This window comes from Mycolicibacter terrae, assembly GCF_010727125.1.
GTDB lineage: Bacteria > Actinomycetota > Actinomycetes > Mycobacteriales > Mycobacteriaceae > Mycobacterium > Mycobacterium terrae.
Window position 1 is genome coordinate 1,369,004 of sequence record NZ_AP022564.1, and the last position, 18,356, is coordinate 1,387,359.

Annotated in this window: 17 protein-coding genes; 9 read left to right on the forward strand and 8 right to left on the reverse strand. The window is 69.5% G+C overall.

Going from position 1 to position 18,356, the window contains the following annotated elements:
• Positions 1 to 2 precede the first annotated feature (2 nt).
• Together G6N23_RS06615 and G6N23_RS06620 are read left to right on the forward strand one after the other, a co-directional pair.
• Positions 3 to 1,145 carry an FAD-dependent oxidoreductase gene (locus tag G6N23_RS06615; protein ID WP_085262264.1) on the forward strand — a complete coding sequence of 381 codons (1,143 nt, stop codon included), beginning with the start codon at positions 3 to 5 and terminating at the stop codon, positions 1,143 to 1,145.
• Entirely contained in the window at positions 1,142 to 1,564 is a 423-nt protein-coding gene (locus G6N23_RS06620) for a PPOX class F420-dependent oxidoreductase (protein ID WP_085262079.1), read from the forward strand. The genes G6N23_RS06615 and G6N23_RS06620 overlap by 4 nt, the downstream gene beginning before the upstream one ends.
• Here the strand turns inward: G6N23_RS06620 and G6N23_RS06625 are convergent.
• Complete coding sequence (locus G6N23_RS06625; RefSeq protein ID WP_085262080.1) at positions 1,540 to 2,385, reverse strand: class I SAM-dependent methyltransferase; 846 nt, start codon at positions 2,383 to 2,385, stop codon at positions 1,540 to 1,542. The two genes, G6N23_RS06620 and G6N23_RS06625, sit on opposite strands and share 25 nt — an antisense overlap.
• A 37-nt stretch (positions 2,386 to 2,422) precedes the next feature.
• Entirely contained in the window at positions 2,423 to 3,400 is a 978-nt protein-coding gene (locus tag G6N23_RS06630; protein WP_085262081.1) for an LLM class flavin-dependent oxidoreductase, read from the reverse strand.
• 91 nt (positions 3,401 to 3,491) lie between these two features.
• Between G6N23_RS06630 and G6N23_RS06635 the strand changes: the two genes are divergently transcribed.
• From G6N23_RS06635 to G6N23_RS06645, 3 genes are all read left to right on the forward strand, one after another.
• Positions 3,492 to 4,955: an aldehyde dehydrogenase gene (locus G6N23_RS06635; protein WP_085262082.1), complete on the forward strand. Its 1,464-nt coding sequence runs from the start codon at positions 3,492 to 3,494 to the stop codon at positions 4,953 to 4,955.
• On the forward strand, positions 4,955 to 5,899 hold the full coding sequence (locus G6N23_RS06640) for an alpha/beta hydrolase (protein ID WP_085262083.1): 945 nt from the start codon (positions 4,955 to 4,957) through the stop codon (positions 5,897 to 5,899). Before G6N23_RS06635 ends, G6N23_RS06640 begins: the two co-directional genes overlap by 1 nt.
• A gap of 151 nt (positions 5,900 to 6,050) precedes the next feature.
• Positions 6,051 to 6,374: a TfoX/Sxy family protein gene (locus G6N23_RS06645; protein ID WP_085262084.1), complete on the forward strand. Its 324-nt coding sequence runs from the start codon at positions 6,051 to 6,053 to the stop codon at positions 6,372 to 6,374.
• On the opposite strand, the gene G6N23_RS06650 is transcribed toward G6N23_RS06645, so the two are convergent.
• Positions 6,371 to 6,943, reverse strand: a complete 573-nt coding sequence (locus G6N23_RS06650; RefSeq protein ID WP_085262265.1) for a TetR/AcrR family transcriptional regulator — start codon at positions 6,941 to 6,943, stop codon at positions 6,371 to 6,373. The genes G6N23_RS06645 and G6N23_RS06650 overlap by 4 nt on opposite strands.
• A 90-nt stretch (positions 6,944 to 7,033) precedes the next feature.
• Between G6N23_RS06650 and G6N23_RS06655 the strand changes: the two genes are divergently transcribed.
• Entirely contained in the window at positions 7,034 to 7,642 is a 609-nt protein-coding gene (locus G6N23_RS06655) for a TetR/AcrR family transcriptional regulator (RefSeq protein ID WP_085262266.1), read from the forward strand.
• A 69-nt stretch (positions 7,643 to 7,711) separates the two neighbouring features.
• On the forward strand, positions 7,712 to 9,493 hold the full coding sequence (locus G6N23_RS06660) for a flavin-containing monooxygenase (protein ID WP_085262085.1): 1,782 nt from the start codon (positions 7,712 to 7,714) through the stop codon (positions 9,491 to 9,493).
• On the opposite strand, the gene G6N23_RS06665 is transcribed toward G6N23_RS06660, so the two are convergent.
• From G6N23_RS06665 to G6N23_RS06685, 5 genes are all read right to left on the reverse strand, one after another.
• The gene (locus G6N23_RS06665) at positions 9,483 to 10,637 is read right to left on the reverse strand and encodes an NDMA-dependent alcohol dehydrogenase (RefSeq protein WP_085262267.1); all 1,155 of its coding nucleotides are present in this window, start codon (positions 10,635 to 10,637) and stop codon (positions 9,483 to 9,485) included. The genes G6N23_RS06660 and G6N23_RS06665 overlap by 11 nt on opposite strands.
• The gene (locus G6N23_RS06670; RefSeq protein WP_085262086.1) at positions 10,634 to 12,685 is read right to left on the reverse strand and encodes an MMPL family transporter; all 2,052 of its coding nucleotides are present in this window, start codon (positions 12,683 to 12,685) and stop codon (positions 10,634 to 10,636) included. Before G6N23_RS06670 ends, G6N23_RS06665 begins: the two co-directional genes overlap by 4 nt.
• A gap of 8 nt (positions 12,686 to 12,693) precedes the next feature.
• Positions 12,694 to 13,938, reverse strand: coding sequence for a glycosyltransferase family 4 protein (locus G6N23_RS06675; protein ID WP_085262087.1), 1,245 nt, complete (start codon positions 13,936 to 13,938; stop codon positions 12,694 to 12,696).
• Positions 13,939 to 14,047: 109 nt separating this feature from the next.
• The gene (locus G6N23_RS06680; RefSeq protein ID WP_085262088.1) at positions 14,048 to 15,583 is read right to left on the reverse strand and encodes a 1,4-alpha-glucan branching protein domain-containing protein; all 1,536 of its coding nucleotides are present in this window, start codon (positions 15,581 to 15,583) and stop codon (positions 14,048 to 14,050) included.
• On the reverse strand, positions 15,580 to 16,374 hold the full coding sequence (locus G6N23_RS06685; RefSeq protein WP_085262089.1) for a class I SAM-dependent methyltransferase: 795 nt from the start codon (positions 16,372 to 16,374) through the stop codon (positions 15,580 to 15,582). Before G6N23_RS06685 ends, G6N23_RS06680 begins: the two co-directional genes overlap by 4 nt.
• Before the next feature lie 196 nt (positions 16,375 to 16,570).
• Here G6N23_RS06685 and G6N23_RS06690 point away from each other — a divergent pair, with 196 nt between their 5' ends.
• Together G6N23_RS06690 and G6N23_RS06695 are read left to right on the forward strand one after the other, a co-directional pair.
• Complete coding sequence (locus G6N23_RS06690; RefSeq protein ID WP_085262090.1) at positions 16,571 to 17,362, forward strand: electron transfer flavoprotein subunit beta/FixA family protein; 792 nt, start codon at positions 16,571 to 16,573, stop codon at positions 17,360 to 17,362.
• 35 nt (positions 17,363 to 17,397) lie between these two features.
• Positions 17,398 to 18,354 carry an electron transfer flavoprotein subunit alpha/FixB family protein gene (locus G6N23_RS06695; RefSeq protein WP_085262091.1) on the forward strand — a complete coding sequence of 319 codons (957 nt, stop codon included), beginning with the start codon at positions 17,398 to 17,400 and terminating at the stop codon, positions 18,352 to 18,354.
• Positions 18,355 to 18,356: the final 2 nt, after the last annotated feature.

Here is an 18,356-nt window from a genome sequence, read left to right on the forward strand (position 1 = left end):
CGGTGACCCGACCGCGGGTCGTCATCGCGGGGCTGGGCGACAGCGGCGTGCTCACCGCGATCCGGCTGGCCAAGCACGCCGACGTCGCCGGCATCTCGGTGAAACCCGCCCTGGTGAGCGGCCAGGAGCTCGGTCTGCGGCTATCTCGCCCCCGGGACTGGGCGCGAGACTACTGGCTGCCGTTCGACCGGCTGCCCCGCCTGGACACGGTGCGCACCGTGCACGGCGCGGTGTCCGGTGTCGACCTCGACGCCCGAGCGGTGACCGTCGCGGGTGCCGACGGTGCGGCCCGCACCGAGCCCTATGACGCCCTGATCATCGCGACCGGGGTCAGCAACGGCTTCTGGCGCCGGCCCACGACACAATCGGCCGGCGACGTCGCCGCGGAGCTGACCGCCGCGCACAGCCGGCTGGCGAGCGCGCAATCGGTTCTCGTCGTGGGCGGCGGCGCCGCGGCTGTCAGCAGCGCCGCCCACATCGCCCGCACCTGGCCGGGCAAACGGGTCGACCTGTATTTCCCGGGGCCACGCCCCCTGCGCGAGCACCATCCTCGGGTCTGGAACACCGTCCAGCGCAGGCTGACCGCCGCCGGCGTGGTGCTCCACGCCGAACACCGGGCACTGGTGCCCGACGGGTTCGGGTGTGACCACATCACCGATGACCCGGTTCGGTGGAGCACCGGGCAGGACCCGGTATCGGCCGATGCCGTGCTGTGGGCGATCGGAAGGGTACGGCCCAATACCGACTGGTTGCCCGCCGAGCTGCTCGACGACGACGGCTTCGTTCGGGTGCTGCCCGACCTGCGGGTGCCCGGACATCCGGGCGTGTTCGCCATCGGCGACGTCGCGGCGACCGACCCGTTGCGCAGCTCGGCCCGCAACCGGGCGGACGGTCTACTGGCCCACAATGTGCGCGCCGCCTTCACCGGCGGAGCGCTACGCAACTACCGGCCACCCGGACGGCGCTGGGGTTCGGTGCTGGGTATGCAGCCCGAGGGCCTGGAGGTGTTCGCGCCGTCCGGACACGCGTTCCGGTTCCCGGCCTGGTCGGTCGAGCGGGTGCTGTTCCCGTGGATCGTCCGGCGCGGCATCTATCGCGGCGTGCGCCCCAACGATCCGCTGAAAGCTGCGAGAATCGGGTCATGACGACACCGGCATTCTCCGATGTGTACCGGGAGAAGTACCTGCTGCTGACGACGTTCACCAAGGACGGCAAACCCAAGCCGACCCCGGTGTGGGGGGCGCCGGTAGGGGACCGGCTACTGGTCATCACCGACGACGGATCGTGGAAAACCAAGCGGATCAACAACACTCCGCGGGTCACCATCCAGAAATGCGGAGTCCTGGGCAAACCGAAAGGAGATCCCGTCGAGGCGCTGGCCCGGGTGCTGCCCAAATCGCAGACCCGGCGGGTCTACGACGCCGTCGTCAAGCGGTACTGGTGGCATGCCTGGTGGTTCGTTCCGCACTCGATCGTGCGCGGTGGCATCGACAAGGTGCACATCGGCCTGGAGATCACCGCCGCACCCGCGAGTGATTCTCAGCCGAACTCGAGCAGCGTGTAGGCGCCGCGGAAGTTCTTCGTGGGCCGCCACTGCCAGAAGGCTGGAAACACTGTTCTGAAGAAGAACCCGCGGCCTTGCGGCATCGGCACGTCGTGCACCGCGGTGATACCGGGCACCGTCTGCGGCAGCTGGGCGAGTTGCCGCGCCGAGAGGCTGAACGGCATCGGCGGCACGCGATAGTGCCTGGAGGAACGCATCCCGCGCGGAGCCAGCTTCTTGACCACGGTAGGCGGGACGTCGAAGAACATCTGACCGCCGGGGAATCGGGCCGCGCATGCGGCGATGAGGTCCATCGCCTGGCTCGGCTGCAGATACATCAGCAGGCCTTCGGCGGTGATGAAGACGCCGGCCCTGGTGTCGACCCGCGCCATCCAACTGAGGTCCAACGCCGACTGCGCGAGATTGGTGATGCGCGACGAGGCCGGCAGCAACTGTTCTCGAAGCCGCATGACAGGCTCCAAATCTACTGACACCCAACGGAATCGCGGATCCGGGATTGCACTGTTCAAGCGCCAGAAGCTGGTTTGGAAGCCTTCGGCAAGCGCGACGACCGTCGCGTCAGGGTGCTCACCGAGATACGCCATCGCACACCGATCAACGGCCAGCGACCGCAAAGCCATCTCCTGGCCACGACGCCCGAACTTCTCGAAGTCGAACGAGATGGACTCGACGAGCCGAATAGCCTCCGGGTCGTCGATGACGGCGTCGGACTGCGCCGCCTGATATGCCCGTCCGTTGAGCGTCATCAGGGCGGTCTCCGAAACTCCGTTCAGCGCACGGGCGTCGACTTTGGATTCGGAGGGACGGTCCATCACGCCCATGGTAACGGAGAAATCGTTGGGCGGGCTCGGTGTCCATCTAGGGTTTCAGCGCGGGCAGCACCTTGTCGACCAGCAGTCGCAGGCTCTGCCAACCCTCGTCGAGCGGCAGCCCGCCGATCAACGGATGCAGGGTCACCCCGGTGCGGCCGGCGCGGCACTGCGCGACCAGTTCGTCGGGGGTGAGCACCTCCACCGTTGCCGACGCGCGCAGCTCGTCGATTGTGGCGGCCGGGCTCTCGTTGGGGCGGGGCACACCGGGAACCGACCATGAACTGTATTCGACTGCCTCGCATAAGAAATAGTCACCGCACCGGGCCCACGCCGCCTCCGGGTCGGTGCTCAGATGCGTCACGGTGTTGCCGTTCTCGGGGCTGAACACGAAACCCTGTCTGCCGTTGCGTTCCAATTCAGCCCGATACACCGCTTCGATCTCGGGCATCGGCATCGGCGGGGAGAAGGGCAACCCGAACCGGGCGGCCCGACGGGCGGCCGCAGCGCTCATCCCGCCGATGAACAACACCGGATGCGGCTTGGTGTACGGCTTGGGGGTGACCTGGACCGACCGGCCGTGGTACTCGAATGGCTCGTCTCCCCAGGATCTGAGCAGCACGTCGAGGCAGTCGTCCATCAAGCGGCCCCGCCGCCGGAAGTCCTTGCCGACAGCGTGGTATTCCTCTGGGCGGTAACCGATTCCGGCCACGTAACTGACCCTTCCGGCGGACAGGTGATCGAGCACCGCGATGTCCTCGGCGAGTCGTACCGGATCGTAGAGCGGCACCAGCAGCGCGTTGACGCTGATCCGGATCGTGCTGGTGCATCCCGCGACGGCGGCGGCCAACAACAGCGGGGCGGGCAACCAGCCGGTGGCCGCGAGATGATGTTCTTCGCAACCGATCGCGGTCACCCCGTTGGCGTCGGCGTAGGAGGCCATCTGCAGCGCCACCCGGTACCGCTCGGCATGCTCGGCGCCGGGGACGTTGGTCATGTTCAGGCGCAGGGCGCTCAGTAGTGGCATGGGGCTGACCGGTCACCTCCTGGGCGTCACCGTAGCGTACGAAATGATCAATCGATTGATTAGCCAGCGGGCTCGCCGTTAGCCTAGGACGGTGACCGAACCGTCGACCCAACTGCTGATCGACGGCGCGCTGGCTGGCGGTGGCGCGGGCACATTTCGCACCGTCAACCCGGCCACCGAAGAACCTCTCGGACAGGCTGCCGATGCCGACGCCGCCGATCTCGACCGCGCCATCGCCGCCGCCCGCACCGCGTTCGACTCCTCGGACTGGTGCCGTGACACGGCGCTACGGGTGCACTGCCTGCGCCAGCTACGCGACGTGCTCAACGACGAGATCGAGACACTGCGTGAAATCACCATCGCAGAGGTCGGCGCACCGCGTTCGCTGACCTACCGCGGCCAGCTGCAGACTCCGGTGGACGACCTGGGTTTCCCCGCCGCCACCGCGGAGAATTATCCCTGGCAGGTGGACCTGGGCGTGGCTGCCCCGCTGGGTATCACCACCGCGCGCACCGTGGTGCGGGAACCGTTCGGCGTGGTCGGTGCGATCACGCCGTGGAACTTCCCGCATCAGGTCGCCTTCGCCAAACTCGGGCCGGCACTGGCGGCGGGTAACACCGTCGTCCTCAAGCCGGCGCCCGACACCCCCTGGTGCGCCGCCGAAGTCGGCCGGATCATCGCCGAGAAGACCGACTTTCCGCCCGGCGTGGTCAACATCGTCACCGCATCCGATCACCGCATCGGCGCCCGGCTCGCCGCGGACCCACGGGTCGACGTGGTCTCCTTCACCGGCTCGACGGCGACTGGCCGCTCGGTGATGACCGCTGCGGCCCAGACCGTCAAGAAGGTCTTCTTGGAGCTCGGCGGCAAGTCGGCGTTCGTGGTCCTCGATGACGCCGACCTGGCCGCCGCGTGCACGGTCGCGGCATCGACGGTGGCGATGCACGCCGGGCAGGGCTGCGCGCTGACCACCCGGCTGCTGGTGCCACGCGAGCGCTACGGCGAGGCACTCGATGCGGTGGCCGTCGCCATGTCGCGGATCCCGGTGGGCGACCCCAGTGACCCGAAAACCCTGTGCGGGCCGCTGATCTCGGCGCGGCAAAGAGACCGGGTGCAGTCCTACCTGGACCTGGCGATAGCCGAGGGCGGAACGTTTGCCTGCGGAGGCGGCCGACCGGCCGGCCTGGACCGGGGCTTCTTCATCGAGCCGACGGTGATCGGCGGGCTGACCAACACCGCCCGGGTGGCCCGCGAGGAGATCTTCGGCCCGGTGTTGGTGGTGTTGACTCACGACGGTGACGCCGACGCGCTGCGGATCGCCAATGACTCGCCGTATGGGCTGTCGGCCACCGTCTTCGGGTCCGACGACCGCGCCGCCCGGATGGCCTCCGGATTGCGTGCCGGGACCGTCAACGTCAACGGTGGCATGTGGTACTCCGCCGACGTGCCGTTCGGCGGCTACAAGCAGTCCGGCATAGGCCGGGAGATGGGGCTGGCCGGATTCGAGGAGTATCTGGAGACCAAGGTGGTCGCGACCGCGATCCGGGGCCTCTGATGGCCGGACTGCCCGACGCCCAGGTGTTGGCCGCGCTGCTGGCGCTGCGCGACGGCGCCGAGGACACGCCGCCGCCCGCGGTCGGCGATGTCGCCACCCGCCGCAGCAACGCGGGTCACACGTTCCGCCGGGCGCTGGCGTCGCGGCCGCCGGTCACCGGCGTACAGACCCAGGAGTTCTCGTTCGACCGTGCCGGCGCCACCCTGCGGTTGCGCTGGTACCGGCGGGCCGGAATCGATCAGCCCGGCAGCGCCGCGCTGTATCTGCACGGTGGCGGGATGATCCTGGACCTCGAACGCCTCGGCGCGCTCTACGACGCGGCCGTGCGCGGCTACGTCGCCGCCTCCGGGGTGCCGATGCTGGTCGTCGACTATCGGGTCGCCCCGGAGTTCCCGCATCCGACTCCGCTGGAGGACTGCTACGCCGCGCTGCGCTGGCTTGCCGACCACGCCGGCGAGCTGGGCGTCGACGCGTCCCGGCTGGCGGTGATGGGCGACAGTGCCGGCGGCGGCCTGGCGGCCGGGGTGTGCCTGCTGGCCCGGGACCGCGGCGGGCCGGCGATCAAAGCTCAATTGTTGATCTACCCGATGCTCGACGACCGGACCCGTGCGGCGACGGAGCCGGCCACGCTGCTCACCTGGAGCTACGACGACAACGCCACCGGCTGGGGGGCTCTGCTCGGCGACGGCGTCGCCGACGGCTACGCCGCTCCGGCCCGCGCCGACGACCTGGCCGGCCTGCCGCCGGCCTACCTCGATGTCGGCGGGCTGGACATCTTCGCCGAGGAGGACGTCGCCTTTGCTCACCGGCTGATCGCCGCGGAGGTCCCCGTCGAGTTGCACGTGTACCCCGGCTGCCCGCATGCGTTCGATCTGTTGGCGCCCGGTGCCGATGTGTCGCAACGGGTTATCGCGCACCGAGTAAGGTGTCTGGCATCGCTGTAGTCGCATCGAAGAACGTGTGTAGGGCCGACTCGTCACCGCCGATCTCGGCCGGTGCGGCGCCGTCGTCGAGTGCCGGCCACTTCGTTGCCTTCGACACCCCCGAGCAATCCGCAGCGTCGATCCGCGACCGGCACGCCCCTTCGGGGTCATAGTGGCCTACGACGCCCAGCTGGCCTCCCGGGTGCGGGAGCTGTTCGCCGATGGCCCACCGGTGCTGGAAAAGGCGATGTTCGGCGGACTGGCGTTCCTGGTCGCCGGGAAGATCGCGGTCGCCGCCAGTGCCGACGGCGGGCTGCTGGTGCGGGTCGGTGCCGCCCGCGCCGGCGAGATCTTGCGGACCACCGCCGCGCAGCCCATGGAGATGGGAGGGCGGACCATGCACGGCTGGGTCCATGTCGATGCCGGGCACCTGAGCTCCCGGCGTCAGCTCGCCGAATGGATCGATATCGGAATCGCGGCCGCGGCAAACGCTTAGAACAATGTGCCGCGCAGGAGATCTGCGGCGCAGCGCAGGGTGGCGCGGTAGGCGGCCGGGGAAAGCTGCGCTTTCTGCTCGGTCAATCCGCGCGTCAGTGCGTACACCGCGTCCGCGGCAGCCTCGGCTCCGACCCCGGAGGCCAGCGCCCCGCCGTGCTTGGCTTCGGTGAGGATCTCGCCGATGACGTCGCGCAACGGTGGTACCTCACCGGTCGCGCGATCGAACGCGGCCAGGTGGGGGTGGTCGCGCACCAATCGGTCGGCTTCGTCGAGCACTGCGACAAGCCGATCCACCACGTTGCCGCTGCGCCGCGCGGCGGCGTGCAGCCGGGGCAGTGCGATCCCGCGGGCGGTGGCCACGGCTTCGGCAAGCAGGTCGGCCTTATTCGGAAAATGGTGGTACAGGCTGCCGCTGGTCATCTCCGCGGCGGTCGCGATCTGGCGGATCGTCGCGCCCGAACACCCGACCTCGGCCACACACCGGATCGCCGCGGCGATGATCCGCTGTTGGGTCTGGTCGGCGGTGGTCCCGGCCGGCCGACCCCGTGACGAGGGCGGGAGGGGCATGATCACTGGAGTATGGCCGTCGGCGATCTGGCCGGTCAAACACCGCGCCGGTTGCCGGCGACCCCGGTGGGCCGCTGGGAGGATACGCACATGACGACACCGCAACTGGGTCGCCCGGTCGGCGCAGTCGGCGAACAGACCCGGCAGCGGATCATCGCGGCCACCATGCGCTGCGTGGCCGAATTGGGCTACTCGCGCACGACGATCCGCCAGATCGCCCGCACGGCCGGGGTCACCAGCGCCAACATCTACAACTATTTTCCCAACAAGGCCGAATTGGTGGCGGCGGCGATCGCCACGCGCGCCGAAATCGCGCTGCCACGGTTGCGGCGGGCCGCCCAGCGTCCGGGATCAGCGGTCGACCGTATCGAGGCGGTGCTCGACGAGTCCGGTCACCTGATGCGCGAGCATCCCGACCTCGCCACGTTCGAGTGGGCGATCCGGGCCCAGAGCGCGGTCAGGGTGTACCCGGGGGAGGCCGGCTACGTGGGACTCGAGGCGTTGCGCGACATCATCACCGGCATCGTCGACGATGCCGGCGGTCAGCACGGATCGGTTCGGAAAGCCGCGGGTGAGGTCACCTATGCGCTGGTCTTCGGCCTGACCGAGCTGGCCGCGACCGGCTCGCCGGAGGCGTATCACGCGGCGCTGGCCGCCGCGAAGCGGTTGATCCGGGGAACCCTGTTCGACACCCATTGATGTGATCAACTGATTGATTATATGCTGAGCGGATTGCTGGGCCGGTTGTGATCCGGAGGTGCCTCGATCGTGGCGGACCGCCAGGATGGCCAGGACGTGGCCTTCGACCCGGATGCTTTGCGCGACAAGTATTCCCGGGAGCGTCAGCGTCGGCTGCGTACCGACGGCATCGAGCAGTACGTCGAGGTGGCGGGTCGCTTCGCGAGGTTCGCCGACGATCCGTGGGCCGATCCGGGTTTCACTCGGGAACCGCTGTTTGACGAGGTCGACGTCGCCATCGTCGGCGCCGGCTTCGGTGGACTGCTGACCGGCGCCCGGCTGCGCGAGCTCGGCGTGCACAGCATCCGGCTGATCGACAAGGCGGCCGACGTGGGCGGCACCTGGTATTGGAATCGGTATCCCGGCATCGCCTGTGACGTGGAGTCCTACGTCTACATGCCGCTGCTGGAAGAGCTCGGCTACGTCCCCAGCGAGAAATACGCCAAAGGGCCGGAGATCTTCGAGCACTGCCGGCGCATCGCCGGCCATTACGACCTGTACCGCGACGCCTGCCTGCAGACCGAGGTCCTTGAAATCCGTTGGGAACCCGCGACATCGCGCTGGGTCATAGCCACCAACCGCGGGGATGCGATCAGGGCCCGATTCGTGTCGATGGCCAACGGATACCTGCAGAAACCGAAGCTGCCGGGCATCCCGGGGCTCGACGAATTCGCCGGCCGGGCGTTTCACACCAGCCGCTGGGATTACGACTACACCGGCACCGCCTTGGAGCGCCTGGGCGACAAGCGGGTCGGAATCATCGGAACCGGTGCCACCGCGATCCAGTGCGTGCCACGGCTGGCCGAGGCGGCGGGGCATCTCGATGTCTTCCAGCGCACGCCCTCCACGGTGGACGTGCGGGGTAACCGGCCGACCGACCCGATGTGGGCAGCGGAACTGCAGCCCGGCTGGCAGCAGCGGCGCATGGAGAACTTTCAGATCCTCACCGCCGGCGGCGACGCCGACGAGGACCTGGTCGATGACGCCTGGACCAGCCTCACCAAGAAGCTGCCGATCGTCACCGGTGACAGCGGAGCAGTCGACCAATCCGCCCGCGCCGAGCTGGCCGACTTCGTGAAGATGGAGGAGATCCGCGGCCGGGTCGAGGAGTTGGTGACCGATCCGGCCACCGCCGAAGCCCTCAAGCCGTGGTACGGCTACTTCTGCAAACGGCCCTGCTTCCACGACGAGTACCTGCAGGCCTTCAACCGTGCCAACGTCACCCTGGTCGATACCCGCGGCCGCGGCGTCGAGCGGATCACCCGGGCCGGTGCGGTGGTCGACGGCACCGAATACCGGCTCGACTGCCTGGTTTTCGCGACCGGTTTCGAGGTGGGTACCGACTATTCCCGGCGCACCGGATTCGAGGTCATCGGCCGCAACGGTGTGACACTGACCGACAAGTGGGCCCACGGGGTGCGCACCTTCCACGGCCTGCACACCCATGGGTTCCCGAACTGCTTCATCGAGAGCATCGCCCAATCGGGGTTCACGGTGAACTTCCCCTATCTGATCGACACCCAGTCGCGCCACGTGGCCTGGGTGATCGCTCGGGCGCTGCAGCAGGGGATCACCGCGCTGGAAGCCACCGCGGCCGCCGAGCAGAGCTGGGTCGAGACCGTGGTGCAGCGCTCCGAGTTCATCGCCGGCCGCCGCGAGGCGTGTACCCCCGGCTACTACAACCGTGAGGGTCACGCGAACGCCCGGCTGCGTCAGGACAGCTTCTTCTTCGGCAGCCCAACCGAATACGCCGACATCCTGGGTTCCTGGCGAGACGCCGGGGCACTCGACGGGCTCGAGATCACCCGATAGTGGTCGCCGAATCGAGGCCGAAGTCGATGACGCCCCTGACCAAGGTGCCGGCGGTCAGATCGGCGTAGGCGTCGTTGATCTCGTCGAGACGGTAACGCTTGGTGATCATCTCGTCGAGCTGCAGTCGTCCCGCCTCATACAACGTGGCCAGCAGCGGGATGTCGGTCCGCGGGTTGCACGACCCGAAGACCGTGCCGCACAAGCTCTTGTTCATCAGCACCAGATCCTGCGGGTCCAGACCCGTTCGGGTGCCCTGCACCGACATTCCGGTCAGCACACACCTCCCCGCTTTGCGGGTCAGCCGCAGCGCGTCTTCGACATCGGAGTCGGCGATCATCGACGGGGACACCACCACGGCGTCGGCCATCACACCGCGGGTCAACTCGGCGACCAACTCGAAGGCCTCGGCTGCGGTGGCCGCGGTGTGGGTGGCGCCGAACGTCTGTGCCGACTCCCGTTTGAGCGCAACGGGGTCCACCGCGACGATCCGGACGGCCCCACTGATACGGGCCCCCTGCACGGCGGCCATGCCGATGCCGCCCGCCCCGATGACCACGACCGTGTCTCCGCCGCGCACCCGGGCGCGATAGGCCGCCGATCCGTATCCGGTGGGCGCCGCGCAGGCCAGCAGGGCGGCGGGCAGCAGCGGCAGCTGCGGTTCTATCTTGACCAGCGACGCCGCCGAGACGACGGTGTGCTCGGCGAACGCACCGATCTTCGACACGTGCGCCAGATCCCGCCCGTCGCGGTCGTGGTGTCGGAAGGTCCCGTCGGTGGGCATGCCCGGCAACATCGTTCCCGCGCCGGCGTCACAGATGTACTCCATTCCCGAAGCGCACCAACGGCACCGTCCGCACACCGCGACGAACGACGTCACCACGTGATCGCCGGGGGAGAGGCCGGTGACCCCGTCCCCGACCTCGACGACCACTCCCGAGCCTTCGTGGCCCCCGATCGTCGGGGCCGTCGGCGACTGCTGCGACGGGCCGGCCAGGTGCCCTTGGCGGATGTGTTCGTCGGAATGACACAGCCCCGCCGCCGCCAGCTGGACCAGGACCTCGCCGGCACGTGGCGGATCGAGCTCGAACTCCTCGATCGACCAGGGGGCGCCATAGCGCCGCAGGATGGCGGCGCGGCTCCTCATTCGCGGCCGCCCGAGGGCCTTGACGGCCACCAGATCCGGTCGCCGATCAGGGTGAACAACGCCGGGATGACCAGGGTGCGCACCACGAATGTGTCCAACAGGATCCCGATCCCGACGATGATGCCCAACTGGGTCAGCACGATCAGCGGCAGCACACCGAGCACGCAGAACACCGCCGCCAGAACGATTCCGGCGCTGGTGATCACGCCGCCGGTGGCGGCGACCGCGGCCACCATGCCGTCACGGGTCCCGTGCCCGGCGCTCTCCTCGCGGCCACGAGTCACCAGGAAGATGGTGTAGTCGACGCCGAGCGCGACCAGGAACAGGAACGCGAACAGCGGTGTGCTGTTGTCCAGTGCGGGGAAGCCGAACAGGTGGATGCTGGCCCAGCCGCCCAGACCGAGTGCGGCCAGCGCGCTGAGCACGGTCGCGGCGACCAGCACCGGTGGCGCCAGCGCGGCGCGCAGCAGCGCGTAGAGCACCACCAGGACGACCACCAGGATCGCCGGGATCAACACCCGGCGGTCGCGGTCTGCGGCGTTGCGGATGTCGAGCGCCTGGGCGTCGGCGCCGCCGACCAGCGCACCGGGGTCCACGGCCCGGACCGACTCCCGCAGTGCCGTGACGGTGTCGAATGCCCTGTCGGTCGACGGTGCGGCGTCGATCACGACCGACCACCGAGTCGAGCCGGCCGGCGACAGGCCGGTGGGGACCGCCGACGTCACCCCGGGGACACCCGTGATGGCCTCGCGCAGTTGCGCCGTGCGGGCGGTGGCACCGATGACGACCGTCGGGTCGGACGCGCCGCCCGGGAAGTGTTCGGCCAGCGTCTGGAAGCCGGTCACCGAGTCGGCTCGGACCCGGAACTGATCGGTTTGGGAAAGGCCGATCCGAGTGCCCAGCAGCCCGGTCGTCAGCAGCGCCAGCAGCACCACCGCGATCCCGCAGACCGGGACCGGCCGACGGCCCACCATATCGGCCACCCGGCGCCAGCCGGTGTCCGTCGCATTCTCACCGACACGGGGAATGAACGGCCAGAAGATGTTTCGTCCGCACAACGCCAGCAGCGGGGGGAGAACGAACAGCACGAACACCGCCGCCACGATTAGTCCGCAGGCCGCGCAGATCCCCAGGCTGCGGGTGCTCGGAATGCTCGCGGCGATCAGGGTCAGCAGGGCCAGCACGACGGTGGCGTTGCTGGCCAGAATGGCCGCGCCGGCGGCGCGGACGGCGGCACGCAGTGCGCCGCGGTGGTCGGCGCATCGGCGCAACTCCTCGCGGTAGCGGGAGATCAGCAGCAGGGCGTAGTTCGTGCCGGCGCCGAACACCAGCACGCTGGTGATCCCGGACGTCGAGCCGTCGAAGGTGACCCCGGTCGCGCCGGCGATCAGGCCGCCCACCACGGTGGCGACCCGGTCGGCGAACGCGACGCTCAACAGCGGCAGCAGCCACAGCACCGGTGAGCGGTAGGTGACGATCAACAGCAGGGCCACCACCAGCGCGGTCACCGCCAGCAAGGTGACGTTGGCGCCGGAGAAGGCGTCGGCGATGTCGGCGCCGAACGCGGGACCGCCGGTGACGTGGCCGGCGAGCTGGCCGGGCAACCCGCCGGTCACCGCCGACCGCAGCGCCTGCACCGCGTCGCGGAGCGCGAATCCGGAGAGCGCAGTGCTCAACTGCGCGGTGGCGATCGCCGCTTTGGCGTCGGCGGAGACCGCTACCGGAGCTGTCGCACCGGGTAGTGCCTGCGGAACCTTCTGCATCCGCTCGTGTGCCTGCGCGACCGCCGCCAGGTCGGCCTGCGTCAAAGCCGAGCCGTCTCGGCGGGTGACGACCAGGATCGCCGTCGCCTGGTCACCACCGGGGAACTCGCGCTGCGCCGCGTCGGCTTCGGCGGACTCCGAGGCCCCGGGCAGCAGGGTGGGCGATGAGGTGGCGTCGGTGGTGGCACCGCCCAACGCCATCAGCGCGGCAGAGGCGGCGAGGACCGCAAGTGCCACCAGCCACGAACGACGGTGCGTGACTACGGCGGCGAAACGGTCCCACACGCGAGTGGCTACCGGTCCGGCAGCGCGTGTTCGATGATCGGCCGGCGCGGTTGTGGTTCGCGTTCGCGGCGTTTGGCGGCCAGGTACACCTGTGCGGTCCCGTCGGCGACGGTGTGCCAGTCGAAGTCCGCGCTGAGCCGGTCCCGGGCGGCCACGGCGCGGTGCTGCGCCGCGGCCGGGTCGTCGAGCACCGCGCACACCGCCGAGGCCAGCGCAGGCACGTCGCGCGGCGGGCACGACATACCGGTGTCACCGTCGATCACCGCCTCACCAAGGCCGCCGACGTTCGATGCCACCAGCGGGGTACCGGCGGCGGCGGCCTCCAGTGCGGCCAGCCCGAACGGCTCGTAATGACTGGGCAGCACGGCGGCGTCTGCGGAATGAAGCTGTGCCAGTAGCTCGTCATGGTCCAGCCGCCCCACGAAGCGGGTTGCTTTGAGCACCCGGTGTTTTCGGGCGCACTCGATCAGCCAGTCCTGTTGGGTGCCGTCGCCGGCGACAGTCAGCGTCGTGCCCGGGTGTACCCGCCGGATCCGCGGCAGTGCCGCGATGGCGTCGTGTACGCCCTTCTCGTACTCGAGCCGCCCGACGAACAGCAGTTCCGGCGGGCCGGTGCGGGGCCGGCGGCGTGCGAACGGCCAACGTGCGGCGTCGATTCCGTTGGGGATCACGGTGGTTTCGGCCAGCCCGGGGCCGAACAGGTCGGCGATCTCGTCGCGCATGGAGGCCGAACACGTGATCAAGGAGTCTGACTCGCGCACCAGCCACGATTCCACCGCGTGCACCTGCCGGCTCAGCCGGCCTGACACCCAGCCGGAGTGTCGACCGGCCTCAGTGGCATGGATCGTGGAAACCAAAGGCACATCGTAGAATTCGGCCAGCGCGATCGCCGGGTGTGCGACCAGCCAGTCGTGGGCGTGCACCAGGTCGGGGCGCCAGGACGTCTGGCCGCCGTCGGTCTTCAAGGACAGTCCGGCGCGCACCATCGAGTGACCCATCGCCAGGGTCCAGGCCATCATGTCGTCGCCGAAGGAGAACTCGTGCGGATCCTGAGCCGCGGCGACGACCCGCACGCCCTCGCTGATCTCGTCCGACAGGGGGTGGGTGCTCGGGTCGGTACCCGAAGGCCGTCGGGCCAGCACGACGACGTCGTGCCCGGCGGCGGCCAGCGCGGTCGACAGGTGGTGGACGTGCCGGCCCAACCCGCCGATCACCACCGGTGGGTATTCCCACGACACCATCAGGATCTTCACGCGGCTGTTCCTTGTCGGCGCGGTCGGCGCGGTCGGCGCGAGCGTGCGCAGAGACGCTCGTATCGCGGCGTGTCGCGCCCGTGACACGCACGGTCGCGCGGGAGGGGGGTCACCGTGGCAGCCTACGGGCATCCAGCGCGCCGAACAGACCGTCCGCCCGATTCCATCCCTCGGCGAGCCGTTCGGCCGCGTCGCGATGCCCCGACGCCAGTGCCTCGGCGATCTCCCGGGTGGCGTGGGCGTGCAGCTGCGCCCGGTAGCGGGCGTAGTCGGCGGCGGAGTCCTTGCTCACCATGAACGGCCAGTCACTGGACACCGTCAGCAATGCCTCCCGCAGGATCTGATCGGCGACCCGGTCGCGGGGAGCGGGGCCCGACGGCGCCGTCTGCGCCACGGCCTTGTCGACGGCGCCCAGCGCGGTGTCGACCACCTCGGTGTTCAACTGCACCAGGTCGGCGACCTTCTCGCCGGACCACACCTGCCAATCCTTGCCCGACCCCCACGAGCCGGGGGGTAGTTCGACCGCATCGCCGACGAACCCGGCGTTGATCGCGTCGGACAGGGTGCCGACACGAACCCCGGCCTCCGGCAGCGCCCGCAGCACCCGGGCCAGCCACAGCGGTCCCTCGTACCACCAGTGGCCGAACAGTTCGGTGTCGAACGCGGCGACCACGTGGGCGGGGCGGCCGATGCGTTCGGATTCGCGCCGGAGCCGGTTGCGGACCACCTCGACGAAATCGGCGACGTGGGCGTCGACTGCCGCCTCGGCGCGCTGCGGGTCGTAGGGCGCCTTGTGGTCGGGGTCGACGTTGCGGCCGGTGACTCGGGACGGTTTGAGACCGGTGCGATGGTCGTAGGTGTGAAAGTCCCGGTAGGCGCCGTGTCCCGGGTATCCGGACTTCGGCGACCACACCCGATAGCTGACCTGCAGGTCGCGGCCGAACGCGATCACGTCGGTCTCGCCGACCGGACGGCCCAGCGCGGTGTCGCCGTGCAGCGACGGCCCGTCGACCATGAAGTGCGACACCCCGGCCGCGGCGTAGCCGTGCTCGAGGCCGGGCGCGTACGCACATTCCGGCGCCCAGATCCCCGCGGGGGTGTGGGCCAGTCGCGCCTGGGCGTCGGCCAGCCCCTCGCGCAGCGCGAACTCCCGCAGTCGCGGCGCCAGCAGGGGCTGGAACGGGTGGGCCAGCGGGCCGCCGAGCAGTTCGACGGTGCCGGCCTGAGCCAGTTCGCGCAGCAGTGGGCTGGCACCGTGTCGCCACAGCAGCGAGAACTCCTGGAGGGCCTGCTCGGCCGCGGCGCATTCGTGCCGGCCGAAGTCGCGCAGGTCCGCCAGCGTGGTGGCCTGGGTGGCGCGCAGCTGCCAGTTCGCCAGCCAGTGGTGCATGCCGTCGAGGCAGTAGGGATCGTCGAGTTGGGCGGCGACCACCGGCGTCACCCCGAGGGTGAGCAGGTTGCGCCGGCCCTCGGCGGCCAATGTCCGCAGCACCCGCATCAGCGGCAGGTACGCCGCCGACCAGGACTGGTAGAGCCACTCCTCACCGACGGGCCAACGGCCGTGGTGGGCCAGCCAGGGTAGGTGGGTGTGCAGCACCAGGGTGAACTGGCCCGGCACCGCATCGCTGCTGGGCTTCTGGGTCACGGCCGCACCGCGATCGCGACCAGATCCAGACTGTCATCGATATCCGGGCTGTCGTGCGCCCGGCCGTCCTCGACGATCTCGAAGTCCGCGGTGCGCACCGCGGCGACGTCGCGGGTCAGTTCGTCTGGCCACGGCGCGTCGGCCAGCGCGCGTTCGATCTGGGCGTCGATGATCGAGCCGCCGTGCCGGGCGTCCATCTCCCGCAGTGCCGGCCCGTGAAAGACGCCGTAAACCCCGTCCATTTCGAATCCGCCGTCGACGAGCAGCGCCGTCAGCTCGGCGGCGTTGAGCTCGCGGGTGTGGAACGGGTTGATCGGGGTGTCGCGGCCGGGGGAGAAGGTGATCCGGTTGGGGGTGGAGATCATCAGCAGTCCGCCGGGACGCAACACGCGGGCGCACTCGGCGATGAACTGCGCCTGGTCCCACAGGTGCTCGATGACCTGAAAATTGACGACGACGTCCACCGCGGCGTCGGGCAGCGGCAGCGCGGCGAGATTGCCCTGGATGGCCTCCACCCGCGGATAGCGGGCGCGCACATGCGCCACCGCGGCGTCGTCGTAGTCCAAGCCGATCACCCGGCGGGCCGCGCGGGCGATCAGATCGGCGCCGTAACCCTCGCCGCAGCCGGCCTCCAGCACGTCGAGGCCGGCACAGCGCGGCGCCAGCTGTTCATAGACGACCTCGTGGCGGCGGAACCAGTAGTTCTCGACGTCGAGCCCGGGAATGGTCCGCTCGCCGGTCAGCACCAGGGTGGTGTCGGCGGGGGAGTCGGGACCCTCAGTGGATTTCATTGCCTAGGCAGGCTAACCCGAACCGTGCGTTACACGAACCGGCTACCCCGCAGTGGCTCTATCACGACCCGCTACTCTGTACACGCGAACCGCACTAAGTTACCCATCAGTAACATTGCCGTGCGGCTGCGTGAATCGTGACCCAGTCCTGCGGCCGGCCGTCGCAGGACCCCTTCGAGGAGGACTAACCACACTCATGACGAACATCGTGGTCCTGATCAAACAGGTCCCAGACACCTGGTCGGAGCGCAAGCTCAGCGACGATGACTTCACGCTGGACCGTGACGCCGCCGACGCGGTGCTCGACGAGATCAACGAGCGGGCCGTCGAAGAGGCGCTGCTGATTCGGGAGAAGGAAGGCGCGGAGGGCACGGTCACCGTGCTGACCGCCGGTCCCGAGCGGGCCACCGAGGCGATCCGCAAGGCGCTGTCGATGGGAGCCGACAAGGCCGTTCACCTCCTCGACGACGGCATGAAGGGTTCCGACGTCGTGCAGACCGGCTGGGCGCTGGCCCGGGCACTGGGCGCCATCGAGGGCACCGAGCTGGTCATCGCCGGCAACGAGTCCACCGACGGTGTCGGCGGCGCGGTTCCGGCGATCATCGCCGAGTACCTGGGCTTGCCGCAGCTGACCCACCTGCGCAAGCTGACCGTCGAGGGCGGCAAGGTCACCGGCGAACGCGAGACGGACGACGGCGTGTTCACCCTGGAGGCGTCGCTGCCGGCGGTGGTGAGCGTCAACGAGAAGATCAACGAGCCGCGTTTCCCGTCCTTCAAGGGCATCATGGCCGCCAAGAAGAAGGAAGTCACCGTGCTCACCCTGGCGGAGATCGGGGTCGAGGGTGACGAGGTCGGTGTCGCCAACGCCGGGTCCAAGGTGACTGCTTCGACACCGAAGCCGCCGAAGACGGCCGGCGAGAAGGTGACCGACGAGGGCGACGGCGGCACCAAGATCGCCGAGTACCTGGTTGCCCAGAAGATCATCTAGGCGATCCCCGGACTTAGAGAAAGACGAAGACAAATATGGCTGAAGTACTGGTGCTCGTCGAGCACGCCGAAGGAGCCCTGAAGAAGGTCAGCTCCGAACTGATCACCGCCGCGCGAGTGCTCGGCGAACCGTCCGCGGTCGTCGTCGGTGCCCCGGGCACCGCCGCCCCGCTGGTCGACGGGCTGAAGGAGGCCGGCGCCGCGAAGATCTACGTCGCCGAGTCCGACGTGGTGGAGAACTACCTGGTCACCCCGACCGTCGACGTCCTTGCCGCGCTCACCGAATCGGCGACCCCGGCCGCGGTGCTGATCGCCGCCAACGCCGACGGCAAAGAGGTCGCCGGCCGGCTGGCGGCCCGGATCGGATCCGGTCTGCTGGTCGACGTGGTGGAGGTCAAGGAGGGCGCCAAGGTGGTGCACTCCATCTTCGGCGGTGCCTATACCGTCGACGCCGAGCCCACCGGGGAGACTCCGGTGATCACCGTGCGGGCGGGCGCTGTGGAGCCGGCCCCGAGCGCCGGTGCGGGCGAGCAGGTCACCGTGGAGGTGCCCGCAGCCGCAGACTCCGCCACCAAGATCACCTCGCGTGAGCCCGCGGTGGCCGGTGACCGTCCGGAACTCACCGAGGCCCCCATCGTGGTGGCCGGCGGTCGCGGTGTCGGCAGCGCGGAGAGCTTCTCGGTGGTCGAGGAGCTGGCCGACTCGCTCGGTGCGGCCGTGGGCGCCTCGCGTGCCGCGGTGGACTCGGGTTACTACCCGGGCCAGTTCCAGATCGGCCAGACCGGCAAGACGGTCTCGCCGCAGCTCTACATCGCGTTGGGCATCTCCGGCGCGATCCAGCACCGGGCCGGCATGCAGACGTCCAAGACCATCGTGGTGGTCAACAAGGACGAGGAAGCGCCGATCTTCGAGATCGCCGATTACGGCATCGTCGGGGACCTGTTCAAGGTCGCCCCGCAGCTGACCGAGGCGGTCAAGGCCCGCAAGGGTTAATT